Raw genomic sequence first — 23,247 nt, forward strand, 5'->3', positions numbered from 1 at the left:
TGGGGGTCAGATGGGTGAACTGAGCAGGGTGCCGTCACTGGCCAGCTGCAGCCTTGGTCCCAGTTCCAGTTCCAGGGCAATCAGCTCGTCGCGGTGAGCCCTCAACTGCAGTTGGCTGAGGGAGGCGTCGTCGGCGCTGATCAGGCGCAGTTCCACCAGTTCCTGACGAGCGGCCCGCTTGCGGTAGATCAGTCCCGCGAGAGGCCCGAGCAGGGCCAGCAGCAGCGGCCACCAGCCCAGCATCGGCAGCAGCTGGCGGAGCACCAGGCCCAGGCAGGCCGCTCCGACCGTACCCAGCAGCGTCAGCAGCAGGGCCAGGGTGCCGCTGGCCCCCACCTGGCCACGAAAGCGCAGCACCCGCCGCTCGGCATCCCCCGCTTCGGCCTGCCAGCCCCGTTGCCTCAGCCACTGGCTGAGGCCGTCGAGCACCTCCAGGGCCGGCCTCGGGGATTGCACCTCCACCACCGTGGTGCGGTCCTTGCTTGCGGCCCGCAGGAAGAAGACCAGGCCGATGGCCAGCAGCAGGGTCAGCAGCAGGGTGGACCCCAGGGCAGGGGACAGGGTCGAAGGCACGCGGGCAATGCAGGACGGAAGCGACTCATTCTCCCCCTTTCGGCACGATGGCGTCGTTTGCTTCTGCCCTGATGTCCTCGACTCCCGGCTCCGCCCCTCACCGGTTTGCCGTCTTCGACGGGGATCTCGACCCTGAATGGCACGGGCTGCTCGCTCAGGCCCCCGCCCTGGCGGTGGACACCGAGGCGATGGGTCTGGTTCATGGGCGGGATCGCCTCTGCCTGGTTCAGATCGCCGACCACCTCGACAACGTCTGCTGCATCCGCATCGCTCGGGGCCAGCGGCAGGCGCCGCGTTTGCAGGAGTTGATGGAAAGCCCGGCGATCGAGAAGGTGTTCCATTTCGCCCGCTTCGATCTGGCGGCCCTGGGGGAAGGCCTCGGCATCGCCGTGGCTCCGGTGTTCTGCACCAAGGTGGCCAGCCGCCTGGCCCGCACCTACAGCTCCCGCCACGGGCTGAAGGAGGTGGTGCAGGAATTGGTGGGTGTGGAGCTCGACAAGCAGTCCCAGAGCAGCGACTGGGGCCGGGTCGAGGACCTGGGAGAAGCCCAGCTGGCCTATGCGGCCAACGACGTGCGTTATCTGCTCGGCGCTCGCCAGGCCTTGGCTTCCATCCTCGAACGGGAGGAGCGCCTCGAGCTGGCCCAGCGCTGTTTTGCCTGCCTGCCGGTCTTCGCCGAGCTCGATCGCAGCCGTTTCGGCTCGGTGTTCGAGCATTCCTCTTCGTCCCGCTGAAGGTCCCTGACCCCCGGCTCAGAAGGGCAGCGGCGATCAGTCCTCGAGGATGAAGCCGCTCTCGTCGTCTTCGGCGACCAGGAGTGCATCCAGCAGTTGGCCCTGAGTCCTGGCTGCCCCCTGGGATTCCTGGATCATGCGCTCAGCGATGGCGACGCGCCCGCCTGTCTCCCGGGTCCCTTCCCGCGCGGCCTGCTGGTCGACCCGGCGGCGGGCCGCGGCGATGCTGACCCCCAGCAGGGTGGCCAGCTGACCGGTGACGGTGGCGTAAGCCCGGTCGATGGGAGCTGGCATGGGGGTGAGCCTGGATGGTGGGAAGTTCCATCATCCCTGGGGCTGTGACAGCAGCTTCCAATCCACAAGGGCCGCCAGCCGTTCGCTGCCGCCGGCGTCCCCCATCCGCCGCCGGCCGATGCAACCGCGCTGGCGGCGCAACTGGGCATCTTTGAGCAGCCGATCCAATTCACCAGCCAGCTCCAGGGGTGAGGTACAGACCCGAACGCCCCCCCCCAGAAGCCGGCTCTGCCGGCGGGCAAAACCGCGCTTGAACTGAGGACCTGGGCCCGGCATCGAGAGCACGGGCACCCCGAGCCCCACCAGTTGTTCGGTGGCGGTTCCAGCCGTGGCCAGGCCCACCTCCCCCCAACCGGCCCAGCTCTCGAAGCAGCCCTGCCCGAGCAGCACAAGCCTTTGCTGGAGACCCCAGGCCGCGCTGGCGCCGCAACCAGGCGTGATCGGCACCTGGGTGTAACCCTGGGCGCGCAGGAGTGGATCGAGATCCTGGCGACTGGGGCGGGAGCCGGTGGGGCAGAGCACCACCTGCGGCTCCAGGGTTGGCAAACAGGCCAGGCCTTCCAGCAGCCGCCGGGCATTGCCGAGGGCCTCCGGCAGGCGGCTGCCGCAGAGCAGCACGATTCTCCTCCGCTGCCGTAACGGCTCAGGCAGAGGAGCCGGATCAAGCCCGTCCATCATCGGGTTGCCTGGTGCAAGAGCCGCCACCCCCCGGCGTCTCAGTCCCCTGGCCGTCAGACCATCACGGACCGCCACCAGCTTGGCGCGGCGATCAGCCATCAGCGCCCATTCCCACGGATCCCATTCGCTTCCCTTGCACCGGTGGTAGCGATCGGCCAGGGGGTCGCGATCAGGACCGCTGCGCCAGGTGTAATCGCTCTTGGGTGTTCCCAGGAAGCCATAGGGTGCGCCGCTGCCCCAGGCCAGCAGCAGGGGCAGCAGATCCCCCACCGCCAGAATCGGATCGCCTGCATCGCCCCAGCGGCGCACCAGCTGCCACTGGCGCCAGCTCAGAGCGGGCAGTCCCGCCCTCAGGTCGTGGAGCAGAGCGGGAAGACTCTGGTTGCTGAAGCCACCGCTGGGCAACCGCTGGCGTGGTCCCACCTGCTGCAACCAGCCGTCCTGTTCAGCCTTCCGGTAGACCTCCCCCTCCCCCACAAGGGGCAGGGCGCACAGCTGCATCGCCGGACGTCGTTCGCGCAGGGCTCGCCCGATGCGCAGGGCGATCAGATCCTCCCCATGGCCATTGCTGAGCAGCAGCAGCCGGGCAGGCTGTGAACGGCTGATACGATCCGCAGTTCCGGGGTTCACCCCTGGAATGGCGGCATGGCCAAGTGGTAAGGCAGAGGATTGCAAATCCTTTATCCCCAGTTCGAATCTGGGTGCCGCCTCTGATTCCGATCCCGACGGCATTCCGCTAGGGGGTCGTTCACAGTTCAGCTCTGGCCGACCAGCGCTCGCCCGAGAGAGCCCTGGCTTCGCAGTGCACGTCGTGCTTCTCGACCTTGCAGGTGCCATCGGCGGGCCAGGCGCTGGGCAGGCCGGTGGGCAACCCACGCTGGTCGAAGCCCAGTTCACTGACGCTGGTGACCTCGGTGCTGAGGGGGCCATCCAGGCGGCAGCGTCCTTCGCGGCAGTTCAGGCCGGCCGCCCCATCCTTGACCACCCCCACGAAGGTGACCAGGTTGCTGGTGATCTCGCCACTGCCGGGGCCGACGAAGCGGATGTTGAGCAGTCCTTCCCGGTTCTGCTCGAAGCGCAGCTCTGAGCAGGGTCCGGGGCTGGCGTCGGAGAGGTTGCGCTGGCAGGTCCGGGTGGCGCGTTGCACCCGGCCGAAGTCAACGGGGGGGTTCTCGGCCGCCAGCAGATCGCCCCCTTGGGGAAGCAGGCTGAGCAGGGCCCCGGCCAGCAGTGGCGCCAGCTGGCGGAAGCCTGTCCTGGGGCGGGGCTGGCACTTGAGCGGCTTGGAACTGGTGGTGTCGGCCAAGGAGGTCCCGCGTGCAGGGCTCCCATTCTGGAGCTGCAGGGTGTTCGGAAGGGTGGGGAGTGACGTGGCCGTGTTCAGTAGTCCGAGTCGGCCACGCAATAGCCCTGGCAGCTGATGCCATTGCTGGCGGTGCGGCCACAGTGATGGCAGAGCACCGGGTCACCGGCCGGCTTCGAGCCGGGTGCCTCCCTCCCCGGGGGGGTCTGGGCCTGCGGCTCAGGTTGCGTCTGGGTCGAGGGGGATGGGGAGGTCATGCTCCGATCATGGCGAGGTCGCTTGCAGCCCGGAGAGTCCCATGGCGCAGTCCGTCTCGATCGGCGTGGGCACCTGGGCCTGGGGAAACCAGTTCCTCTGGGGCTACCGGCCCGAGCTCCATGACGCGTCTCTTGAGGCCACCTTCCGGAGGGCGGTGGCCCTGGGACTTCATTTCTTCGACACGGCCGATTCCTATGGCACCGGCCGTTTCACGGGCCGCAGCGAGCAACTGCTCGGTCGATTCCTGAACGCCATGCCTCAGGAGCGGCGCCATCAGCTGTGTGTGGCCACCAAGCTGGCCCCGTTCCCCTGGCGGCTGGGTCGCCGTGGCTATGACCGCGCCTTCCAGTCCTCCCGCCAGCGGTTGGGTGGCCAGCTTGATCGGGTGCAGCTCCACTGGAGCACGGCCCGTTATGCCCCCTGGCAGGAGGGCCCCCTGCTGGATGGACTGGCGGATCGGGTGGTGGCCGGGGATGTGGCCAGCCTGGGGGTCTCGAACATGGGGCCTCGTCGTCTGGCGCAGGTGCAGCGGCGACTGGCCGATCGGGGGGTGCGCCTGGCCAGCCTTCAGGTGCAGGTGTCGCTGCTGGCGCCAGAGGCTGTGACCAGCGGGGATCTGGCGGCGTGTTGCCGGGATCTGGGGGTGGACCTGATTGCCTACAGCCCACTCGCCCTCGGACTGCTCAGCGACCGGAGCTGCGCGGGGACGGAGGGTCCCAAAGGAGCCCGGGGGCTGCTGTTCCGTCGACTTCGGCCCCGGATCGAATCCTTGTTGGTGCTGATGCGGGGAATCGCGGATGACCGTGGGGTGCCGGTGAGTCAGGTGGCCCTGAACTGGTGCCGGGCCCATGGGGCGATGCCGATCCCAGGCCTTCGCACACCTGAGCAGGCGGAGGCCGCGGCGGGGGCCCTGAGCTGGCAGATGGACGACGCTGAACGCGCTGCCCTCGATCGCCAGGCCCTGGCCCTGCCGGTGAGGATGCCGGCGAATCCCTTCCTGAGTGATTGAACGCTCAGGGGGAGTCCGCGTCGGCCGGGGGGCTGGAGGGGTCGGGAGAGAGCACCACGGGCAGAACGTCGGCCGTCGGAAGCCGTATCACCTGAGCAGGCCTCCCGGCCAGGGGATCCGTGGGGTTGGTTATGGCGCTGGCCTCGCTGCCCTGGTCGGCCTGCCTGGGCATGGGGGCATCACAGGCGGTAAGGGCTTCCTGCAGCAGGGAGTCGAATGTGGCTCCCGGCAGGCGATGCCGGGAGATTTCCAGGAAGGCCCGCGCCAGCGACTCCCCTGCGGCCGCTCGCAGGGCTGGATTGTTGCGCCTGTCGCACTGCTCGTCTTCGATGGCCTGAAGGAAGCGCTCGGTGACACTCCGTTTGGTGCTGGCTCTGATCTGGGTCTCCTGCTCGATCGGCTGGAGGCTGGTCAGCTGATCGAGTTCCTCGAGGCGGCGGTTGAGACTCTCCAGCACTCCCTGAGCCTCCTTCGCCACCCGTGAGAGCTGGCCATCGGAGAGGCGGGGAAGGTCAGCCACGTAGACCTTCCCATGGTCGCGAAGGGTGAGATAGGTGGGTCTGCTGGCTCCTGAACGGGTCTGGGGAGGAGCGTTGAGCCGCCGGGGTGGAGCGGCGGGCTGAGGCCCCGCTGAACTGCGCCGTCGGGTGGTGCGGCTGCCGGAGCTGTGCATGGGTAGAAGCGTATGGATTTTCGGGTGCGCCGCCGGCGATCAGGCGCCGAGCAGGCCCTTGCAATCTGCCAGGACGGTGGATGGGCTGGTCAGTACGGCAAACCCGCCAGGGGTTCCACACCAGCATCGCCCGGCTCCACCACTCCCAGGGGCCAGGCCTGGTAGGAGTGCTGCCTGCAAACGTCGAGGGTGCGGGACACAGCAGACTCCGGCACCACGAGGCAGAAGCCGACGCCCAGGTTGAAGGTGTTCCAGAGATCCGCTTCCGGGACCTCGCCTGCGACCTGGAGCCAGCGGAACAGCTCCGGCCGCTCCCAGCTGGTGGTCTCGATCCGGCCATGGGTTCCAGGCGGCAGGCAGCGGGGGAGGTTCTCGGGCAATCCTCCGCCGGTGATGTGGGCCATGGCATGAAGAGGGATAGCCGCTTCCTGCAGGGCCTTCACCAGGGATCCATACAGGCGGGTGGGTTCCAGCAGGGCCTGGATCACCGGAGGACCACCGTCTGGCAAGCGGGCGGTCTCACCGCTGCCGGTGCTCTCCAGGATCCGTCTCACCAGGCTGAACCCATTGCTGTGAACCCCACTGCTGGCCACGGCCAGGATCCGGTCACCAGGTCGTACCCGGTGGCCATCGATCAGCTCCTCCTCCTCCACCACGGCCACACAGAAACCTGCCAGGTCGTAGCGGCCTGGGCTGTAGAAGCCCGGCATTTCCGCCGTTTCGCCGCCAAGCAGGGCGCAGCCGCTCCGGCGGCAGCCGTCGGCGATCCCCTCCACCACCAGCGCCATGGCCTCGGGAGCGAGCTTGCCGGTGGCGATGTAATCCAGGAAGAAGAGTGGTTCCGCTCCGCTGGTGATCACGTCGTTGACGCACATCGCCACCAGGTCGATGCCGACGGCGTGGTGGTGGCCGTGGGCCTGGGCCAGCTCGAGCTTGGTCCCGACCCCATCGCTGCCGGCCACCAGCAGGGGGCGCCGCAAGCCCTGCGGCAACCGGCACAGCCCTCCGAATCCTCCGAGGCCGCCGAGCACCTCAGGGCGCCGTGTGCTCTCGACGCTGGAGCGGATCCGCTCGACGAAGGCCCTGCCTGCGGCCACATCCACTCCGGCGGCGCGGTAATCCATGGCGTTGCTCCTGCTGGGCGGATCCAGATCACCGCTGATCCTCCGATGCCAGCGGGTCAAGGGGTGATCACGGCCAGCACCGCCGCGAAGGGGCGCTCGATCGGGAGTCGCCTGCTCGACTGTCACAAGAATTGATCAGTTGCGCTGATGCATCCGATTGGCGTCACTGATCAGTGCCGGCGCCCTGATTCGTTCGCTGCACTGCGGCTGACTGCGATGTCGCCGTTGATGACTCTTCCTGATCGATTCTTCTCCCCAATCTGCTCATCACATCTCCAGGGACTTCCTGTAGGTTTCCGAGGTCGTGATTTTTGATCAGGAACTTTTTCGCAGGATCTGCGCTTTCATCTTCTTCAATCGTTAGCGCGATCAACCCAGCCACGAGTCTTCAAACGGAAGGCCGCTGCTTCGTTGCGTTGAGTTTCGTCTGTTATGCGTCGCACTTTTCCCCTGGGGGCACTTGCCCTCCTGCTTTCCGGCAGCGGCGTAGCCGTTCCTGTTCTGGCCGAGTCGGCCCGTACGGAATCTGATTCCCGCGTCGCCATGGCCCGTCCGGCCGACACTGCACCGGCCGCTGAACCCTCCAAGCAGGGTCAGCCGACTGAACCGGTTGCCATTCGTCAACAGGAAAGCGAGGCGCCGGCCGCCGAAGCCCAGCCCGAGCCCACGGCTCCAGCCCCCACGCCGCGTCGCTTCAAACTGGCCGGCACCGGTGAAGCCAGCTGGTATGGCCCTGGTTTCTTCGGCAACCGCACCGCCAATGGCGAGGTGTTCCGACCCGGCACCATGACGGCAGCCCACCGCACCCTGCCTTTCGGCACCAAGGTGAAAGTCACCAACCTCTGGAATGGTCGCAGCGCCATCGTGCGCATCAACGATCGTGGTCCCTTCCACGGCAACCGGATCATCGATCTGGCCCATGGGGCTGCCCAGCGACTCGGTCTTGTCTCGAGCGGCATTGCGCAGGTTCGCCTGGAAGTGGTCCAGTAAGGCCTGAAGCCCCCAGCTTCCATTCCGATGATCGGCCCATCCGGCAATCTGCCGGGTGGGCCTTCGTTCTGCGCTTCCATGCAGCTGCTGCACACCTGTGATGAGTTGCGGCGCTGGTGCAGGCCCGCGGGGCAGCGGCCTGCGAGAGCGCTTCACTTCGTGCCCACCATGGGTGCCCTTCATCAGGGACACCGTCGACTGATCGAGAGGGCCGCTGCCCCCCTCTCCCCGTCAGGGTTGCCGCCACGGGTGCTGGTGAGCGTGTTCGTCAATCCCCTTCAGTTCGGCCCCGGGGAAGACTTCGCGCGGTATCCACGGGATCTGGGCTCCGATGCCGCTCTCGCCGCTGAAGCAGGCGCCATCGCCCTGTTCGCCCCGGATGTGCAGGAGTTGTTCCCCGGTGGTGATCCCGAACTCACCAGGGTGCTGCCTCCACCTGCCCTGCTACAGGGGCTCTGCGCCCGCACCAGAGCGGGTCATTTCGAAGGGGTGGCCACGGTGGTGGCCCGGCTGCTTGCCCTGGTGCAACCTGATCGACTGTTTCTCGGGGAGAAGGACTGGCAGCAACTGGTGATCCTCAGGCGGATCGTGGCGGATCTGGCCCTGCCGGTTCGGGTTCAGGGTTGTGCCACCTGGCGGGAACCCGATGGACTGGCCGCCAGCTCACGCAACCGTTATCTCAGCGGGAGCGACCGAATGCAGGCGGTTGGTCTGCCGGCAGCGCTCGCCTGGGGAGAACAGGCCTGGCGGGCGGGGGAGCGTGATCCTGCCCGCCTGATGCAGCTGGTGCGATCTGAGCTGGAGCGAGCCGACCTGACGGTGGAGTATGTGGAGATGGTGGAAGCCCTGCGGCTGCGCCCCCTGGATCCTTCCACCTCACCCCAGGGGCCCCTGCTGCTGGCGGCCGCGGTTCGCTGCGGTCCAAGCCGCCTGATTGATCACCTTGTTCTCATGAACCGTCCTCCGATCGTCGCCATCGATGGCCCTGCCGGGGCTGGCAAGAGCACCGTCACCCGGGCCCTGGCCCAACGCCTCGGCCTCATCTACCTCGACACCGGAGCCATGTACCGGGCCGTGACCTGGTGGGTGCTGCGCCAAGGGGCGAATCCAGCTGAGGCAGCCCAGGTGGCGCCTCTCCTCGAGGGGCTGGAGCTCAGCCTCGATACGGTGGCCAGCGGCATCCAACGGGTGACTCTGAATGGCCACGATGTGAGCGAGGCGATTCGCCATCCCGATGTGACGGCCCAGGTCTCCCTGGTGGCGGCCCATGCCTGCGTCCGGGAGGCCCTCACCCAGCAGCAGAGGGCTCTGGGCGCCAGGGGACGACTGGTGGCTGAGGGTCGCGACATCGGTACTGCCGTCTTCCCCGATGCGGATCTCAAGGTGTTTCTCACCGCCACGGTGGCGGAGCGGGCCCGCCGCCGGGCCCAGGATCTGGAGCAGCGGGGGTTCGCCGTGCCGCCCCTGGTGGAGCTGGAGGCACTGATCGCAGAGCGGGACCGTCAGGATTCCACCCGGGAGGTGGCCCCCCTGCTCCAGGCCGAGGATGCGGTGGAGCTGATCACCGATGGCTTGGCCATCGAGGAGGTGATCACGACCCTGGTGGATCTATTCAGGGAGCGCATTCCAGAGGAGGCCTGGCCAGCACCGGAGAATGGCGCAGCAGCCTGAGTGTCGCCGCCTTCTCCTGTGGGCTTCCAGCCTGCCGTCGGCTCATTGTTCCGATGGCTTCCAGGGTGTGCCGGTGGCCAGCAGGTCGTCGAGCAGGCCCGTGCAGGCATCCTCGAGCAGGTCCAGCACCTCATCGAAGCCATCGGCGCCGCCGTAGTAGGGATCCGGTACCTCACGGACCCTGTGCAAGCGGCAGTGCTGGGTGATCGGCCTGATCTGGGCCCAGGATCTACGGCCCCGGGTCATGGCCTGGACCGCCGCCAGGTTGTCGTCATCCATGGTGAGTATGTGATCGAACTGATCAAGATCGGCTACCACGATCTGGCGGGCACGGCTGGGCAGGTGGATGCCGCGCCCGGTAGCCGCGGCTCGCATGCGCGCATCGGCCGGCTGACCGGCATGCCAGTTGCCCGTGCCGGCCGAATCGACACTGAAGGACTGTTCCAGACCTTGCAGCTGCAGGTGGTGCAGAAACACCCCTTCTGCGGCGGGGGAGCGGCAGATATTGCCCAGGCAGACGAACAACAGACGGGAACGTTCCATCAGCACCCCGCCCCGCCAGTGAGGCGGCTCAGGGCCAGTCCGGCCCGCAGTCGCACCACCGGGGTGTCGTCCCCGGGCTCGCCGGCCAGCTCCTGCAGGGCCTGCAGTCCGGAGCGATGCCCTGGCTCTGCCCTGCCCATGCCGAGCAGTAGTCGCTCCAGTCCCACCGCCACGGCGTAGCGGACCACCCATTCGCCATCGCCGCCACCGCCCAGAAGGGCGTCGAGGCAACGTTGCCTTACGTTGATTTGCTCGATCTGGGGCAGGGCCTCGAGGCGGAGCTGACCCAGGCCCCGGGCCGCGGCTCGCCGCACGCTGGGTCCGATATCTGAGGAAAGGGCGCTCTCGAGGAGGTCGAGTCCACGCACGTCGCCGATCCCTGCAAGGGCACGCACCGCCCAGGCCCGGGCTCCGTAGTTCCGTTGATCGAGGCTGCCCAGTAGCGGCTCCACAGCAGGGGGGCCGATCGCGATCACCCCATCCACAGCCGCCACAGCGGCGCCAGGATTGTTGAATCCAAGCACTTGGAGCAGGCAATCAATCGCGTCTAGGCCCTCGGGATCGCAGGGCGATTCACCCTGATGATCTGCCTTCGCCAGAGCAGCGAGGGCTCCAGCCAGATTTTCGGTCGCCTTCTGCAACCCATCCGCGCTGTCGGCGCGCTCCACGGCTCTGATCCAGGGCCTGATCAAGCCCAGCCCATCGTCTGCTGTCTTACTCAAAGCAAGTCGTCCATCACCCTGAGCACAGTCTCGGTGTCAGGGGGGGCTTGGCCCCGTTCCACCAGCCCCCTCAGGGCGATCAGTTTGAGGCTGTTTTCCGCAAGGGTGTCCCGGATCGGCTCGAGCGCCGCTCGCCAACCCACGGCGCCCAGGTCCATCAGGGCGGAACGTCGGACCTGCAGCAGGGGATGTTCAAGCAGTTCGATCAGGTTTTGTCCCCAGCGCCGATCCTGTGTGAGCTGGAACAGGGCCCGCGCGGCGGCGCTGCGGATCAGGGGCCGCTCGTGGGTGGCGAAAGGCTGGATCGCGGCCACCACATCGGCAGCGGCTACGCCGATGTCCCCCAGGGCCTCGATCAGGGCCTCGCAGGGTTCTCGTAACCTCAGGCTGTTGGGAAGGGGTTGCCCGGCCTGATCGCTGGCCAGGCGGGCACAGATTGGCGAAACGGCCTCGCTTGCACGGAGTTCCCCAAGAGCTCGCGCCGCCGCTTCCCTCAGCCCGTCGTCCTCGTCCTCAAGGGCAGCAAGCAGATCGGGGATTGCCTGTGGATCCCCCAGCTTCCCCAGCGCCCGGGCAGCATTGCGGGCCACGGCGTTCTCTTCCACACCGGACGAAAGCGCACGGGGCTGGCGCCGACGCAAGGCCGCTCGAAGCAGGGGCACCGTCTCTGGATGGCGGCTGCGCATTCGGCCCAGCCACCAGGCGGCGTAGTACGAATCGGATTGATCCTCGCTCTGGCGCAGGCGCTGCAACGCTTCCTGCTCAGAGATGGGTTCGCCGGCTGTGGCCATGGCGGAATCCAGATCAGCAGTGCCAGCCATGGCCCGCACGGTGCATAGGGGAACCATTGATGTTGCCATTGCATCCATCCGATGGGCCCCATCTCCCCATGTCCTGATGAGCACTCCGGCGGCGGGATCGTTTCTTTAGCGCTGGGTCTTGGCAGAAACCCCCGGTATCCAGGCTCTTCGAGGCCCATGCTCACCCTCCCAGCCAATGGGTCACCAGACGCCTGCTTCGAGGGGATCTCATCGGTGAGCCTCGCCGCCAGCTACGTGCCCCTTATGTTCCGCCTCAACTGTGCTCTCAGGGAGGGCACCGCCCTGCGGATCACCACCGAGGGCCACTGCTTCAACGCCTATCGGGAGAGGGTGCAGATCACCATTGATGTGAAGACGTAAATGCAGAAAATACAGTGGAGAACGGTACTTCGTCCAAAATTGCTGCTTGGTATTGTGGGTACATTCTTGGCTAAACATTGGTCTTTTGCCTTGCCTACAAGGTCTATCCCTTACAGGTGAAATGGCCAGAATCTCCTCTTGAATTGCCTTGCATATCAGCGATCAGGTGATCATCTAGTGCAGTAGTCGCACCCTGCGCTGAATCCGTGCCACTGCAACGAGATCATCGCTCTTGTCTCCGTCCACCAGCGGGTGGGCGCCACTCAGCTCTTTCAGAACGGCGTCTACGGGAACTCCACGCTAGTCTGAACAAGGGGCTTCTCCCCTGCTCAGACATGAGAAGCAGCTTCGCCACCCCGAGCCGGTGCCGCCGAACTTCACCTCCAAAAGGTCTACTTTTAGCTGGTCGTTTCTTCGACCTGAGAGAATCAGGCGATGACGATCCGGATTCTGGACTGAGCACCATGGCAAGCACGACCAGCCAGAGCAACACAGGAGCTGATCGTCAGTGGGATCTGATGCGAGCCAGCATTGATGGCGACTGGCAGGGGGTGACGACCTGGTACGGCCGAGAGAGCGCTGGAATAGATCTGGCCCGTGGAGAATCAGATCCAGCTGGGTCAACAATGTATGCGATAAGTTTTTCAGATGCCGACACGGGACTTTTGGCCTGGAACTGGCTTGCGATTTGCTTCAAACAGGGAACGCAAGTTTCCATTGCATAGGCATAACTATAATCTAGGCAACAGCTATTGGCATTTTCAAGATGCAGCTGATCAGTCAAGTCTGGAAATGGACGGAAGGGCTGGACGTGCAGGCCATGAAGTTAATTTTTCACCTCCTGCTCCCGATCCATGATCATTGCTCTCTATCAATGGCAGGATAACCGTGGTAGGAACCTTTAATCATTGGCCGCGACACCCTTTGGCTGCTAGAGAGCTTGCATAGATCCCGTTCGGGACGAACCAGATTCTCAGCAAGATCTATGTTAGGCAATAGCAGGTTGGCCTGGAATGGAGCAGGAATTACGACCCGGCAAATGGACTGAGCACACGCCTTCAAAACGTGCGACCGCGGGGTTCGCTGCCAGAAACTTTCAAAAGCATGATGTTAACGGCTATTTTGCTGACAATCTACTGTGCAGCGTGCCAGGAAGTTTTCTTCATGGACCATTTGATCTGAGGAACACCTGAAAAACCCGCTAAAATCAGTCCAGATCCAAGACTGAGACTGGAACGGATGGCCGCCCCCCTCCAGCTGGGCTTCACGGACTACGAGCAGATCTACGCCAAAAAGAGGACGCGTCGCCAGCGCTTCTTGGATGAGATGGAGGCCACAGTTCCCTGGGAAGCGTTTCTGGCCTTGATCGAGCCCGTGTATCACAAGCCGTCCAGCAAAGGAGGCCGTCCGCCGATTCCTTTGGAGGTGGTGTTGCGGATCCACCTGCTGCAGCAGTGGTTCACGCTTTCAGATCCATTGATGGAGGAGATGCTGATCGATACGCCCTGCTTCCGCCGCTTCGCAGGGATCGAGACGATGGATGGCCGGATCCCTGATGAGACGACGATTCTCAACTTTCGCCATCTGCTGGAAGAGCACCGGATCGCGGAGCAGATTCTTGAGGGTGTGAACCAGATGCTTAGCGAGAGAGGAGTGATGCTGAGGGAAGGAACGATCCTTGATGCCACGATCATCAATGCCCCCAGCTCCACCAAGAACAAGGCCAAGGAGAGGGATCCTGACATGCACTCAGTGGCCAAGGGTAAGCAGTGGTTCTTTGGAATGCGCTGCCACATCGGAGTTGATGCCGCATCTGGCCTGGTCCACTCTGTTGAGAGCACCGCCGCCAATGTTCATGAGCTGAACACAGCAGCTGAACGGCTCCATGGGGATGAACGCCTCATCTACGGCGATGCAGGCCACATCGGCATCGAGAAACGAAACGACTTCCAGAACTGCGAGGCTGAGTTCAGAATTGCCATGAAGCCCGGCCAGCGCAGAGTGCTTCCAGAGACATCAGAGGGCAGGCTTCTGGATCTGATTGAGACGGCGAAAGCCCACTTCCGCGCCAAAGTAGAGCATCCCTTTCGGATCATTAAATGTCAGTTCGGATTCCGGAAGGTCTTCTACCGAGGCATCCGCAAGAACGACCTCAAGCTGAAGTTGCTCTTTGCCCTGGCAAACCTCTGGATGGTACGGGAGCGAATACCTGATCCAGCGCAGTACAAGGGTTTAGTGTGTCTTAAAGGTCGACAATCGTCCAGAAATCAAGGCAAAATGCATGGTGAAAACTGCCTGAACGTCTCTGCAAGGACTGCTGTGAGCGAATGGGGGGTCAAATTCTGCTAAGTATCGTCTCATTGACGAGAATGAGACTAGGTTTTTTGGATTAAGCCGTCTTGATCAGAGCTTCCTCAGCGTAAAGCAAGGGTATAGTGTGTCTAAAGACCGATAATCATCCAGAAATCAAGCCAAAACGAATGGTGGGAACTGCCTGAAGTCTTTTCAAGGGCTTCTCTGAGCGAAAAGTGGGCGAAATCTGCTCAGTATCGTCTCATTGATGAGAATGAGACTAGATTATTCGGATTAAGGCGTCTTGATCAGAGCTTCCCTGAATTTTGGCTGCTTGTTAAGTGCCAGGATCTTTGTGCATCTGATCATTGAATACGATGAGATGGATCAGCTGACTCGTTGGGTTGAATGGCGTTATCAGCCCACCATGGAGGGTTGAGTCAACGTGAAGCCGAGTCGCTTGAGTTTGGCATTACTCACTCTCGCATTGAGTACTCGATCGGTCGTGTCCACCGACAGCCATTTTGCTGTAGGCAGGCCAGCCCGTTCGCACAAGCGATCGGTAAGTTCCTGACCGGTGTACTGAGTATCATTCACCAAATTGTAAATTTCGTTGAGTTTGTGCTCGAAAGCAAAATTTATTCCACGAACAATATCATCAAGATGGACCCAGCACGGCACATTCTGGCCATTGCGCTGAATCGTGCTGCCTGCTGCTGAAAGAAGTATACCAGGAATATCACGACCGGGACCATAGATGCCGCCCAGTCGTAGAATGCAGACGTTGACTGTCTCTGAGCGGACCGATTGAATCATCTCTTCAGCTCCTGCCAGGACCTCATTGACGGGGTGAAGACAGTCGAGCTGGTCAGTCTCGTCGGTCATTGCTCCGCGCCGATTTCCATAAACGCCGCAACTGCTCAAGTGAACCAACTGAAGTGGTGTTTCACTTAAACGATGCTTTATCGAATCAATCAATAATTCCAGGCCTCCAAGGAATGTTTCCTGATATTGGTTAATGTCAACATGAGCACTCTTTGAGGGCGCGAAGGACACCAGTATTCCATCAAGATTTCTGGTAAAATCCAGGTTGCTGCTGGAGTCCGTGGAATCAAAAACAACTGGCGCATCAACAAATTCAGCCAATTCGATCAAGCGTTCATGACGGGTTGTGGTTCCCCAGAGTTCATGTCCCTGCTGCCTCCAGGTCTTGGCGACCGCTTCACCCACGTAGCCACAGCCCAGGATGGCCCTTTGCTCACCTGAGGGCAGGATGGGACGCTGCTTCTTGGCCAGCAGCTGGTAAAGCGAGGCCAGGTCTGGAGAGGAGGTCACGCGACTGTTGCATTTCGTAAAGTTTAGCTTAGAGTTGTTGAGGTCGTGTGGCGAAGGCTACTGTTCGTCTCCATGCAGGTGGTTTGCTGGCCGGCCTCACTTGAGAAGATGGAATGAGGTGTGCCGTTCCAATGCCCAGCTACCGGATCACTGCGGAGGGACTTGAGGAACTTCAGGTGACCTGTCCAGGTTGCAGTGGCGACGCCCTCGTTCTGGCCCTCAAGGACCAGGAGATGCGGAGCTATAAGGTGAAGCAGCGCAGCGATGACTGTCGCCAATGGTGGTTTCAGGTGACCTTGGGCCCTGCAGGAACCGGAGCCAGCGAAGACAGGTCTTTCACCAAGGAGTTCAGTGTCTATCGAATCGAAGATTGATGGTGCGATTGGACACCACTGATCACTCACACCACTCCTGATGACGGAAATCCCTGCTGGTGCCCAGTAACCAGCCTTTGAGCGAGTGAGACAACGTCCTCCCCGTCAGCGCTATGCCGGTGGCTCCGGCCTGCCGATTGGTGGACCGCAGCATGAGCATCCTGATCAAAGGCGAGAGCTGCCGGCGTAAGCGCGAATGGCGAGCAGGCAGCTGCGCTTCGGCCAAGTTGATTTCGCCGCCACTCCGCATGATCCAGCACCCTTCGGTGCGAGGAGTGGCCTGACCCGCGAACAGGCTCATGGCATGCCCTGGCGGTGGTGCATCAGGCCAAGGAGCATGCCCGAAGTGAAGTCCTGTCCCGGTGATAGGGCTACGGGGATGCAGCCATTGAGCGATCGAGCCCGAACCAGACAAACGATCCCGCAATCGCATGGGTGGGATGTGGGGGCTGACACGGCCGCCCCTTTCTGCCGGCAGGGCTGACCTCAGAGGTCGAAGAGCACCCCGTGGATGTAGGCCTCAGTCCACTCGGCCCCGTGGAAACGGGTGAGCATGCCCCGTGCTGGGTCCTTCTCGGCCCGGTAGGCCACATAGCGCTGCTGGCCTGCCAGCAGTTCTTCGCAGCGCTTCTCCTCCACAGGAGTGGCTTCCGCCACCAGCTGGAGATAGAGATCGAAGTAGGCCACGAAGGCCGGAAAAACGGCTGAGCGGATCAGCTCATCTCCTTGCTCGCCGAGGGGAAGGCGCGTCCATAGGAACCCTGGAGAGAAGTAGGGCTCCGCTTCCGATGGAATCGGCCCCCCTGAAGGCAGAAGCTTCGTCCAGTTCTCCCACAGCGGCACCAGACGCTCCCAGACTTGCATGGTGTGGGCCTGATCCTTTTTGAGTGCGGGTTGAAGATCCAGCGCGATCAGATGGCCCGAGGGCAGAGTGACCAGATCGGCTCCGAAGAAGGGAAGATCGAAGTTGCTGGAGGGATTGGCCACGAAATTCAGCACCGAGGCGGCCACCCCGGCCTCCACGCACGCGGCCCGAACCTGCCGGAGCTTGTCAGTTCTGCACGCCCAGGTGGACGTTGTCACAGCGACGGGGTGGGCTTTGGAACCGGTGACACCTTCACGCCGCAGAAAACGGGGCTCGATCGGGTAGGCCTCAGGCCGCAGAGGCTGAAGGGCCTCCACGGCGTGATCCAGGAAAGGCCCCCATCTCCATCCGGGCAGGGTGACTGGATCAAGGCTGCACGGGTGGGTCGGCAAGGAAGGAGTCATGGGGCTAGCTCGGGGGTCGGATCGGGTGCCTGGCTGCTCCCGGGGAATAGAAACTCATGCAGGAAACGGTCCGACCAGGCCTTGCCGAAATGGCTGGTGAACAGACCGTGAGCTGGATCACGTTCGGCGCTGTAGATGTCGTAAGCGTTCTGCAGACGGGCTACCTCCTCAGGCTCCAGGGAAAGGCCGGTGGCGGGGCTGTCGTGCAGGGCCCAGTACTGGGAGAGAAAGGCACCGAACGCTTCGGGCAAGGCTCCCTGAGCCTGTTCAGCGTTCCCCCGGCAGAACAGCAGCCAGGGGGAGAAGTACTGGTGCGGGTCATAGGAGCGCATGGTCTCCTCGCCACTGAGATCAGGAAACCGGTCGTGCAATCGATGCAGCCCCTGGAGGTGCCGATCCAGATAGTCCGGGGTCTGAAGCAGGGGCTGGAAATCGAGCACGGCCACCAGTTTCTGGCGTGTGCCGAACCAGAGCAGATCGATCCCCAGCAGAGGCTGGTCGCGGCTGAAGGCGGGATAGGCCACTGAGTTGAGCACCTGCAGACTGTCCCCTGCATCGAGCCGGGTCACCCGCCAGCGGCGGATGCCGGGCAAGTGCCACAGCCAGCTGCGGATGACGCTGTTGCCTTTGGCAGAGCGGCATTCCGCCAAGCCGTCCGGGATCGACAGAGCCTCTGCCCCCCTGGCTTTGATCCCGGCATGGAGCTCATCGAGGAAGGAGTCGAACATGGGGAGGATCAGGCCTCAGTGGCCAGTCGCTGGGGTGGAGAGGTGGAAACGACTCTGGGCGTTAGCAGACATGGCTTCCAGCTGATCGGTGCTGGGGCAGCGCAGCTCTGTGCAATAGGTTGTCATGCTGACGCCATCGAGAAACTGCACACTGCTGACACGGATTCGTACCCCCTCGGTCACAAACCAGCAACGCTCCACGCCGACATTTGTGTCATAGCGGGTGGTAATCGTCAACAGGCCGTCATCGGCAAAGGAGTAGGTGCTCATCACCGGCTGCTTCTCGATGTAGCCCTTGTCGCGCAGTAGAAATCCCTGGCGGGGATTCTGGTCATCCACCACATCGACCAGCACGGCCGCCTGCTCGTCACTGCGGCTCCCCTCCTTGAGGTTGCTTTCCCACCAGAAGCGAGCTCCGCCCGCCACTTGGGCTGAGGCCAGCCCAAGGCTGTCGCAGACCCGCTGAACCACCGCATCGGAGGCCTCGAATGGCTCGATTGTGAGGTTGGAATCGCCGGCTTCATCGTCCTGATGATCGAGATGGTGAACGGCGCGGCGCGTCAACCAGGTACCGGCACTGGCGGCCAGGAACTCCGCCATGGTCAACGGTGGTGCGGTCTGCATCGAATCAGGCGGCGACAGCCTCGGTGCTGCCGGCCCGCTGGCGACGGGTGAGGAAGCCGAAGAGCACCTTTCCGATGGCCGCCACCAGGTTGCCTTCCAGTTCCTGGAACATCCTCATGTTGCAGTGGAAGGCCTCGTTGGCCTCGGCCACGATGCGATCAGCGGTGGCCTGGTCGATCGGCAGTGCGTCGAGGGTGGCGCGGTAGGTGGTCTTGAACGCCTTCTCGTCGGCGATGGCGTCGAACTCGTAGAAGCGCAGGCCGTCGTGCTCGCTCAGGTTCATCGCCTTCTGGGCGATGTTCTTGAGAATGATGCCGCCGGAGAGATCGCCGATGTAGCGGGTGTAGTGATGGCCCACCAGCAGCTCTGGGGCGTCCTTGGCCACCTGATGCAGACGGGCCACATAGGACTGAGCTCCAGGTGTGGCCTGGATCTTCTGGCGCCAGTCGCCTCCGTAGTAAAAGGTGAGATCCTGCTCAAGGGCCTCGCGGCGGTTGAGCTCGGCGAAGGCGATCGGCCCGACCACTGGATGAGAGGTGAGCTTGCCGATCGCCTCTTCCATGGCGCTGTACACATACCAGAGGTCGGCCACCAGGGTGCGGTAGCTGGCCTTGTCCACCACCCCCTTGAGGAAGCAGCTCACAAAACCGGTGTTCTCGGCCATCGTGTGGGCTTTTTTGGTTCCCTCCCTCAATTGGGAAGCAAGTGCGACAGGCATGGGGAGGGAGGCGGAAGAGGGCAGTCTTGAACGCTACAAGTGCCCACCCCCTGAATACGTCCATCAGCCGGAGGGCCTTAAGGAAACTCTTGAAAACAATCGGTGGCGATGTGTCGCGACTGATCCAGCCACCGCCGGCTGAGCCCAGGGTTGGATCAGGTGGAAGAGCTGGTGTCCCGTTGGCTGAGCAGTTGTGTCAGGACGGCCTCGATGCGCTGCAGTTCGGCGTGGGAGGCGAGGGTGGCATCCACCTTCTTCTGGGGGAGCTTGAGACGCTGGCCCATGGCCGTGACATCAGCCACTAGGCGATCCCTGTAGGCGGCAAGGACCTCGATGGAGTCGTTCAGTTCCTGAAGGCTGGGTTCTGACATGGAGTGGCGCAGTCCTGCCGATCAGGGTACGAAGCCGGCTGACGCGTGCCATGACCAGCGCGCCAGATCACCCGCCGCCGCCATCCGAAGCAGAAGAAAATGTGAAATACGCTCTTCGGTGAGGGCCTGCTTCTTCCCGGCACCAGGGTCATGACTCTGGGGACCCCTGTTCCTGCGTGGGGTCTTGTCGGCTGCCACCATCGCGCGCATGGCCGGCCTGGTTCGCGTCACGAAATCTTGCGTGACGCGTTTATAGGGGGGGGGGTGCCAGGGTCTCCGGGTAACTTCATGGAGCTTCGGTCCTCGGGACTAGCGCGATCAATGGTTTCCTGATTTCTCCTGTAGCAATCAGAGCCGTTTGAGTAATGCACGAAGCTTCTTCCAACATTTTCCCTAGTCCGGGTTTGTCCCCATGCTCGACGCCTTTTCTCGCACAGTTATCAGTGCTGACGCCAAAAACACTGCCATTGGTAGTGGCGAACTGGCGACACTTCGCAATTACGTTGCCGAGGGCAACAAGAGGCTTGACGCCGTTAACGCCATCACCTCCAATGCCTCCTGCATCGTTTCTGATGCTGTCACTGGCATGATCTGTGAGAACACCGGTCTGATCCAGGCTGGTGGTAACTGCTATCCCAACCGTCGCATGGCCGCTTGCCTCCGCGATGGAGAGATCGTGCTGCGCTACATCAGCTATGCACTCTTGGCTGGTGATCCGTCTGTGCTGGATGACCGCTGCCTGAACGGCCTCAAGGAGACCTACATCGCTCTGGGCGTGCCTCTGCAGTCGGCTGCTCGTGCCGTGTCCATCATGAAGGCATCCTCCACCGCCCACATCAACGAGACCAATACCACCGGCACCAATCCTGACGAGACCCGTTTCCGCAAGATGGAAACAGTCCAGGGTGACTGCTCCGCCTTGGTGGCCGAAGCTGCTTCCTACTTTGACCGCGTGGCCAGCGCACTCGCCTGATCGGCTGAGTTGTCCATTTTCACTTTTTCACCCTCCAACACAGGAAACATTCGATGAAATCAGTTGTCACCACCGTTGTGACCGCCGCTGACGCCGCCGGTCGCTTCCCCAGCCAGAACGACCTCGAGGCCGTTCAGGGCAACATCCAGCGCGCCGCGGCCCGCTTGGAAGCCGCTGAGAAGCTGGCGAATGGTTGGGAAAAAGTTACCCGTGAAGCCGGCGATGCCTGCTTCAAGAAGTACCCCTACCTCAAGCAGCAAGGCGAAGCTGGCAGCACCCAGACCAAGGTCGACAAGTGCTACCGCGATCTGGGCCACTACCTGCGCCTGATCAACTACTGCCTCGTGGTGGGCGGCACCGGCCCCCTCGACGAGTGGGGCATCGCAGGAGCTCGTGAGGTGTACCGCACCCTCAACCTGCCCACCTCGGCCTACGTGGAGGCACTCACCTACACCCGTGACCGCGCCTGCTCCCCCCGCGACATGAGCCCCCAGGCTCTCAACGAGTTCAAGAGCTACCTGGATTACGCCATCAACTCCCTCTCCTGAGGTCGGTCTGATCTGCAGTGGGGAGGCCTTTGGGCCTCCCTTTTTTTCTGTTTATGGCTACTCCTTCCTCCCAACGCCTCCTCTTGATGGCTCCTGCCACCAGCGCCACCGCTCTTGATCAGCTGTTCGTCGATCTCGCGCATCCCAATCCCTACGTGCAGACCGAGGCCTTCCTGGCCATGGTCCGCCACCACTCCGAGGCTTCCCTGCCGCGTCTTATCCTCCTGCTCGATCATGAGGACGTTGTTCGACGGCGGGCCGCCGTGCGAGCCCTGGGTGCTTTCGGGGAGAAGGCGATGCTGCCGCTGGCACAGAAATTTCAGTCAAGCCGCGATGGCACCGTTCGCGCCAGTTGCGTGAAGGCCTATGCCCAGATCGCCTCGAATCTCCCCGGCCTTCAATTCCCCAGCGAAGCCATGGCTGTCCTCAAGACCGCTCTGGATGACGAGTCCCCCGTGGTGGCCATTGCGGCAGTGATGGCCCTCGGCCAGGTGGGGGAACAGGCCCTTCCGCTGTTGATCCAAGTCTGCCGGGGAAGTAACGAGGCTCAAGCTGTGGCAGCGGTGAATGCCCTCGCCAACATCGATCATCCCGATGTTTCGATCTGCCTGGCCCAGTTGGCAGCCTGTGAGGACACCGACGCGTATGTACGGGAGTCTGTGTCCTCCGCATTGGTAAGGGTTGAGGATCTGCGTGGGCGTCAGCCTTCCTTGCTGTCCTCTTGATGCTGCCTCAGTTGCTGAATAGAGAGGTTCAGGATGGGTTTCACTTCAGGGCTGGTTTCGCTGCCTGCAGCTGACTCCAGATCTGGTAGGGCGTCAATCGCCCCTAGTTTCATCAGAGAGAGGGCCGTGTTCTTGCGCACCTGAGCCGAGTTGTCATCGAGCAAGGGTTTCAGTAAAGGAGTTGCCCAGGTCGGCTCGTGGAGTTTCCCGAGCAGGATGACGGCTTCGGCTCGTACGAGTTCAGCGGAATCGCCAAGAGCCTCGATCACCAGCTCTCGGGCTTCCTGGTCATTGAGAGACTGAATTTGCTCACCAAGAGCAGCAATGGCTGCGATCCTCACCTCGGTGTGGGAGGACCGTGCGGCGCGTCGCAGGGCAGCGGGTGCCTGGGCGCCAACGAAGGCAAGCCCCCAACCGGCCAGGCCCAGATGCATGGAGCTACTCTCGCTGCTGGAGAGAACGGCAATGAGCGCATCCACGGCACACTCTCCGGTGGCGGCCATTGCGCCGACAGCCGATCCCTGCACCACTGGATCCCCATCGTTCAGCAGGGCATCAACCAGAACAGGCAGAGCTTCAGGATCAGCGATCAGAGTGAGGGTTTTCGCGGCTGCACGGCGAACTGTCACATTCTCATGGGTGCGCAGTGCGTGGCAGAGAGCCGGTACGGCTGCTGTGCCGATCGCACCAAGGCTTTCGGCGAATGTGAGACGCATCAGGCCACGTGGATCTCCCAGCCCTGCCACCATTTTTTCGATCAGAATCTCGTCGCCTTGGGGGCGTTCACCTGAACGAAGTTGCTTCTTGAGATCTGCGGCCAGCAGGGAGGCCTCTGACTCGCTGAGGAAGACGGCTGGAGGTGTGGCTGGAACGCCGGTGGGCTCACTGCTCAAGGCTTCTGGGGGGAGCATGGGTCATTGTCTCAGCATGGAAGCCATAGTGGTGACTGGTGACGTGGCAAGTAACATGTCAAGCTTCCAAGCACTCCCATGACCACATTTCTGCTGTCCCACAACCTGCAGGTTCAGAGTGGATCTGTGCCGCCATGGGATGCCCAACAACTGGCTGAGGGGCTGCCGCTTCACTGCTCCAGCATCACCAAGGCCGAGGCTCTGTCCCATCCTCACTGGTTGATCAGGATCGAGAGCCCAGCAGACTCGACGGCGCTGGCCAGGGAACTCTTGAAGGGCTGGGCCTTGCTGCGGCAGCACCATGGCCACGATACGAACCATACGATTCTGGCTCTGGGCGGCCGCAAGGACATGCCATCTGCACCCGGATCTCCACTGGAGCTGGGCGCCTGGGGGGTTGACATCGTGGAGACGGTGGATGCCGATGCTTTTCTTGCGTCCATCAACTGGCAAGCCCTGAAGGCGGGCCGACCTGCCGATGGTGTCTTCGAGCTGCTGCTTGATCCTGCACAGGGCTAGTGAGTGGCCAGGGGCTCGCTTGAAGCGCCCCCTCACCCCTTCTTGTTGCTGGCACGTTTACGTGATGGCCTGTCCTCCGAGGTGTTCTCTGCGGCTGTGGGAGCAGA

At 62.9% G+C, this 23,247-nt stretch carries 28 protein-coding genes, 1 tRNA gene and 1 pseudogene; 12 read left to right on the plus strand and 18 right to left on the minus strand.

Annotation, left to right across the window (positions count from 1 at the left end; genetic code table 11):
- Positions 1-6: 6 nt before the first annotated feature.
- Positions 7-561 (minus strand): cofactor assembly of complex C subunit B, encoded by a 555-nt coding sequence (locus FPZ61_RS01405; RefSeq protein ID WP_221629716.1) that lies wholly within the window; start codon positions 559-561, stop codon positions 7-9.
- An 83-nt stretch (positions 562-644) separates the two neighbouring features.
- Here FPZ61_RS01405 and FPZ61_RS01410 point away from each other — a divergent pair, with 83 nt between their 5' ends.
- Positions 645-1,307: a ribonuclease D gene (locus FPZ61_RS01410; RefSeq protein ID WP_185464151.1), complete on the plus strand. Its 663-nt coding sequence runs from the start codon at positions 645-647 to the stop codon at positions 1,305-1,307.
- Between the two features lie 36 nt (positions 1,308-1,343).
- Here FPZ61_RS01410 and FPZ61_RS01415 read toward each other — a convergent pair whose 3' ends face one another.
- Together FPZ61_RS01415 and FPZ61_RS01420 are read right to left on the minus strand one after the other, a co-directional pair.
- Positions 1,344-1,601: a hypothetical protein gene (locus FPZ61_RS01415; RefSeq protein WP_185464150.1), complete on the minus strand. Its 258-nt coding sequence runs from the start codon at positions 1,599-1,601 to the stop codon at positions 1,344-1,346.
- A gap of 30 nt (positions 1,602-1,631) precedes the next feature.
- Complete coding sequence (locus tag FPZ61_RS01420; RefSeq protein WP_370593307.1) at positions 1,632-2,909, minus strand: lipid-A-disaccharide synthase-related protein; 1,278 nt, start codon at positions 2,907-2,909, stop codon at positions 1,632-1,634.
- A gap of 9 nt (positions 2,910-2,918) precedes the next feature.
- Here FPZ61_RS01420 and FPZ61_RS01425 point away from each other — a divergent pair.
- A tRNA-Cys gene (locus FPZ61_RS01425) sits at positions 2,919-2,989 on the plus strand.
- 38 nt (positions 2,990-3,027) lie between these two features.
- On the opposite strand, the gene FPZ61_RS01430 is transcribed toward FPZ61_RS01425, so the two are convergent.
- Both FPZ61_RS01430 and FPZ61_RS01435 read right to left on the minus strand, forming a co-directional pair.
- Complete coding sequence (locus FPZ61_RS01430; RefSeq protein ID WP_185464149.1) at positions 3,028-3,585, minus strand: hypothetical protein; 558 nt, start codon at positions 3,583-3,585, stop codon at positions 3,028-3,030.
- A 74-nt stretch (positions 3,586-3,659) separates the two neighbouring features.
- A complete protein-coding gene (locus FPZ61_RS01435; protein WP_185464427.1) occupies positions 3,660-3,839 on the minus strand; it encodes a hypothetical protein in 180 nt (59 codons plus the stop codon).
- A 41-nt stretch (positions 3,840-3,880) separates the two neighbouring features.
- Here FPZ61_RS01435 and FPZ61_RS01440 point away from each other — a divergent pair, with 41 nt between their 5' ends.
- Positions 3,881-4,849 (plus strand): aldo/keto reductase, encoded by a 969-nt coding sequence (locus FPZ61_RS01440; RefSeq protein ID WP_185464148.1) that lies wholly within the window; start codon positions 3,881-3,883, stop codon positions 4,847-4,849.
- Between the two features lie 4 nt (positions 4,850-4,853).
- Here the strand turns inward: FPZ61_RS01440 and FPZ61_RS01445 are convergent, their stop codons facing one another.
- Both FPZ61_RS01445 and purM read right to left on the minus strand, forming a co-directional pair.
- Positions 4,854-5,522: a hypothetical protein gene (locus tag FPZ61_RS01445; RefSeq protein ID WP_185464147.1), complete on the minus strand. Its 669-nt coding sequence runs from the start codon at positions 5,520-5,522 to the stop codon at positions 4,854-4,856.
- A gap of 89 nt (positions 5,523-5,611) precedes the next feature.
- The gene (gene purM / locus FPZ61_RS01450) at positions 5,612-6,646 is read right to left on the minus strand and encodes a phosphoribosylformylglycinamidine cyclo-ligase (protein ID WP_185464391.1); all 1,035 of its coding nucleotides are present in this window, start codon (positions 6,644-6,646) and stop codon (positions 5,612-5,614) included.
- A 432-nt stretch (positions 6,647-7,078) separates the two neighbouring features.
- On the opposite strand from purM, the gene FPZ61_RS01455 reads away from it, so the two are divergent.
- Positions 7,079-7,636, plus strand: coding sequence for a septal ring lytic transglycosylase RlpA family protein (locus FPZ61_RS01455; RefSeq protein WP_185464146.1), 558 nt, complete (start codon positions 7,079-7,081; stop codon positions 7,634-7,636).
- A gap of 78 nt (positions 7,637-7,714) precedes the next feature.
- Complete coding sequence (locus FPZ61_RS01460; protein ID WP_185464390.1) at positions 7,715-9,307, plus strand: bifunctional pantoate--beta-alanine ligase/(d)CMP kinase; 1,593 nt, start codon at positions 7,715-7,717, stop codon at positions 9,305-9,307.
- A 42-nt stretch (positions 9,308-9,349) separates the two neighbouring features.
- Here the strand turns inward: FPZ61_RS01460 and FPZ61_RS01465 are convergent, their stop codons facing one another.
- From FPZ61_RS01465 to FPZ61_RS01475, 3 genes are read right to left on the minus strand one after another with little or no spacing between them, the layout of a single operon-like run.
- Positions 9,350-9,850, minus strand: a complete 501-nt coding sequence (locus tag FPZ61_RS01465; protein ID WP_185464145.1) for a low molecular weight protein-tyrosine-phosphatase — start codon at positions 9,848-9,850, stop codon at positions 9,350-9,352.
- Complete coding sequence (locus tag FPZ61_RS01470; protein WP_370594256.1) at positions 9,850-10,518, minus strand: HEAT repeat domain-containing protein; 669 nt, start codon at positions 10,516-10,518, stop codon at positions 9,850-9,852. The genes FPZ61_RS01465 and FPZ61_RS01470 overlap by 1 nt, the downstream gene beginning before the upstream one ends.
- Before the next feature lie 50 nt (positions 10,519-10,568).
- On the minus strand, positions 10,569-11,393 hold the full coding sequence (locus FPZ61_RS01475) for a HEAT repeat domain-containing protein (RefSeq protein ID WP_255441245.1): 825 nt from the start codon (positions 11,391-11,393) through the stop codon (positions 10,569-10,571).
- 156 nt (positions 11,394-11,549) lie between these two features.
- Here FPZ61_RS01475 and FPZ61_RS01480 point away from each other — a divergent pair, with 156 nt between their 5' ends.
- The 3 genes and pseudogenes from FPZ61_RS01480 to FPZ61_RS01490 all read left to right on the plus strand — a co-directional run.
- Positions 11,550-11,753 carry a hypothetical protein gene (locus tag FPZ61_RS01480; protein ID WP_185464142.1) on the plus strand — a complete coding sequence of 68 codons (204 nt, stop codon included), beginning with the start codon at positions 11,550-11,552 and terminating at the stop codon, positions 11,751-11,753.
- Between the two features lie 464 nt (positions 11,754-12,217).
- Positions 12,218-12,478 (plus strand): hypothetical protein, encoded by a 261-nt coding sequence (locus FPZ61_RS01485; RefSeq protein ID WP_185464141.1) that lies wholly within the window; start codon positions 12,218-12,220, stop codon positions 12,476-12,478.
- 514 nt (positions 12,479-12,992) lie between these two features.
- Positions 12,993-13,961 (plus strand): annotated as a pseudogene (locus FPZ61_RS01490) (IS5 family transposase); the annotation flags it as partial.
- Positions 13,962-14,462: 501 nt separating this feature from the next.
- On the opposite strand, the gene FPZ61_RS01495 reads toward FPZ61_RS01490, so the two are convergent.
- From FPZ61_RS01495 to FPZ61_RS01525, 7 genes are all read right to left on the minus strand, one after another.
- The gene (locus FPZ61_RS01495) at positions 14,463-15,380 is read right to left on the minus strand and encodes an NAD-dependent epimerase/dehydratase family protein (protein WP_185464140.1); all 918 of its coding nucleotides are present in this window, start codon (positions 15,378-15,380) and stop codon (positions 14,463-14,465) included.
- Positions 15,381-15,776: 396 nt separating this feature from the next.
- A complete protein-coding gene (locus FPZ61_RS01500) occupies positions 15,777-16,055 on the minus strand; it encodes a hypothetical protein (RefSeq protein WP_185464139.1) in 279 nt (92 codons plus the stop codon).
- A gap of 185 nt (positions 16,056-16,240) precedes the next feature.
- On the minus strand, positions 16,241-17,023 hold the full coding sequence (locus tag FPZ61_RS01505; RefSeq protein ID WP_185464138.1) for a phycoerythrobilin:ferredoxin oxidoreductase: 783 nt from the start codon (positions 17,021-17,023) through the stop codon (positions 16,241-16,243).
- Complete coding sequence (locus FPZ61_RS01510; protein WP_185464137.1) at positions 17,020-17,751, minus strand: 15,16-dihydrobiliverdin:ferredoxin oxidoreductase; 732 nt, start codon at positions 17,749-17,751, stop codon at positions 17,020-17,022. The genes FPZ61_RS01505 and FPZ61_RS01510 overlap by 4 nt, the downstream gene beginning before the upstream one ends.
- 15 nt (positions 17,752-17,766) lie before the next feature.
- The gene (locus tag FPZ61_RS01515; RefSeq protein ID WP_231594571.1) at positions 17,767-18,375 is read right to left on the minus strand and encodes a phycobiliprotein lyase; all 609 of its coding nucleotides are present in this window, start codon (positions 18,373-18,375) and stop codon (positions 17,767-17,769) included.
- 4 nt (positions 18,376-18,379) lie between these two features.
- Positions 18,380-19,093: a heme oxygenase (biliverdin-producing) gene (locus FPZ61_RS01520; protein WP_185464136.1), complete on the minus strand. Its 714-nt coding sequence runs from the start codon at positions 19,091-19,093 to the stop codon at positions 18,380-18,382.
- A gap of 155 nt (positions 19,094-19,248) precedes the next feature.
- Positions 19,249-19,464 carry a hypothetical protein gene (locus FPZ61_RS01525; RefSeq protein WP_185464135.1) on the minus strand — a complete coding sequence of 72 codons (216 nt, stop codon included), beginning with the start codon at positions 19,462-19,464 and terminating at the stop codon, positions 19,249-19,251.
- Positions 19,465-19,876: 412 nt separating this feature from the next.
- On the opposite strand from FPZ61_RS01525, the gene cpeB reads away from it, so the two are divergent.
- From cpeB to FPZ61_RS01540, 3 genes are all read left to right on the plus strand, one after another.
- Positions 19,877-20,437, plus strand: coding sequence for a class 1 C-phycoerythrin subunit beta (gene cpeB / locus FPZ61_RS01530; RefSeq protein WP_185464134.1), 561 nt, complete (start codon positions 19,877-19,879; stop codon positions 20,435-20,437).
- A gap of 53 nt (positions 20,438-20,490) precedes the next feature.
- Positions 20,491-20,985: a class 1 C-phycoerythrin subunit alpha gene (gene cpeA, locus FPZ61_RS01535; protein WP_094555058.1), complete on the plus strand. Its 495-nt coding sequence runs from the start codon at positions 20,491-20,493 to the stop codon at positions 20,983-20,985.
- An 86-nt stretch (positions 20,986-21,071) separates the two neighbouring features.
- On the plus strand, positions 21,072-21,710 hold the full coding sequence (locus FPZ61_RS01540; protein WP_185464133.1) for a HEAT repeat domain-containing protein: 639 nt from the start codon (positions 21,072-21,074) through the stop codon (positions 21,708-21,710).
- On the opposite strand, the gene FPZ61_RS01545 is transcribed toward FPZ61_RS01540, so the two are convergent.
- Entirely contained in the window at positions 21,686-22,603 is a 918-nt protein-coding gene (locus FPZ61_RS01545) for a HEAT repeat domain-containing protein (RefSeq protein WP_255441246.1), read from the minus strand. The two genes, FPZ61_RS01540 and FPZ61_RS01545, sit on opposite strands and share 25 nt — an antisense overlap.
- A 96-nt stretch (positions 22,604-22,699) precedes the next feature.
- Between FPZ61_RS01545 and FPZ61_RS01550 the strand changes: the two genes are divergently transcribed.
- On the plus strand, positions 22,700-23,140 hold the full coding sequence (locus tag FPZ61_RS01550) for a DUF2656 family protein (protein ID WP_185464131.1): 441 nt from the start codon (positions 22,700-22,702) through the stop codon (positions 23,138-23,140).
- The last annotated feature ends 107 nt before the right edge of the window (positions 23,141-23,247 follow it).

It is taken from the genome of Synechococcus sp. BSA11S (assembly GCF_014224355.1).
GTDB lineage: Bacteria > Cyanobacteriota > Cyanobacteriia > PCC-6307 > Cyanobiaceae > Regnicoccus_A.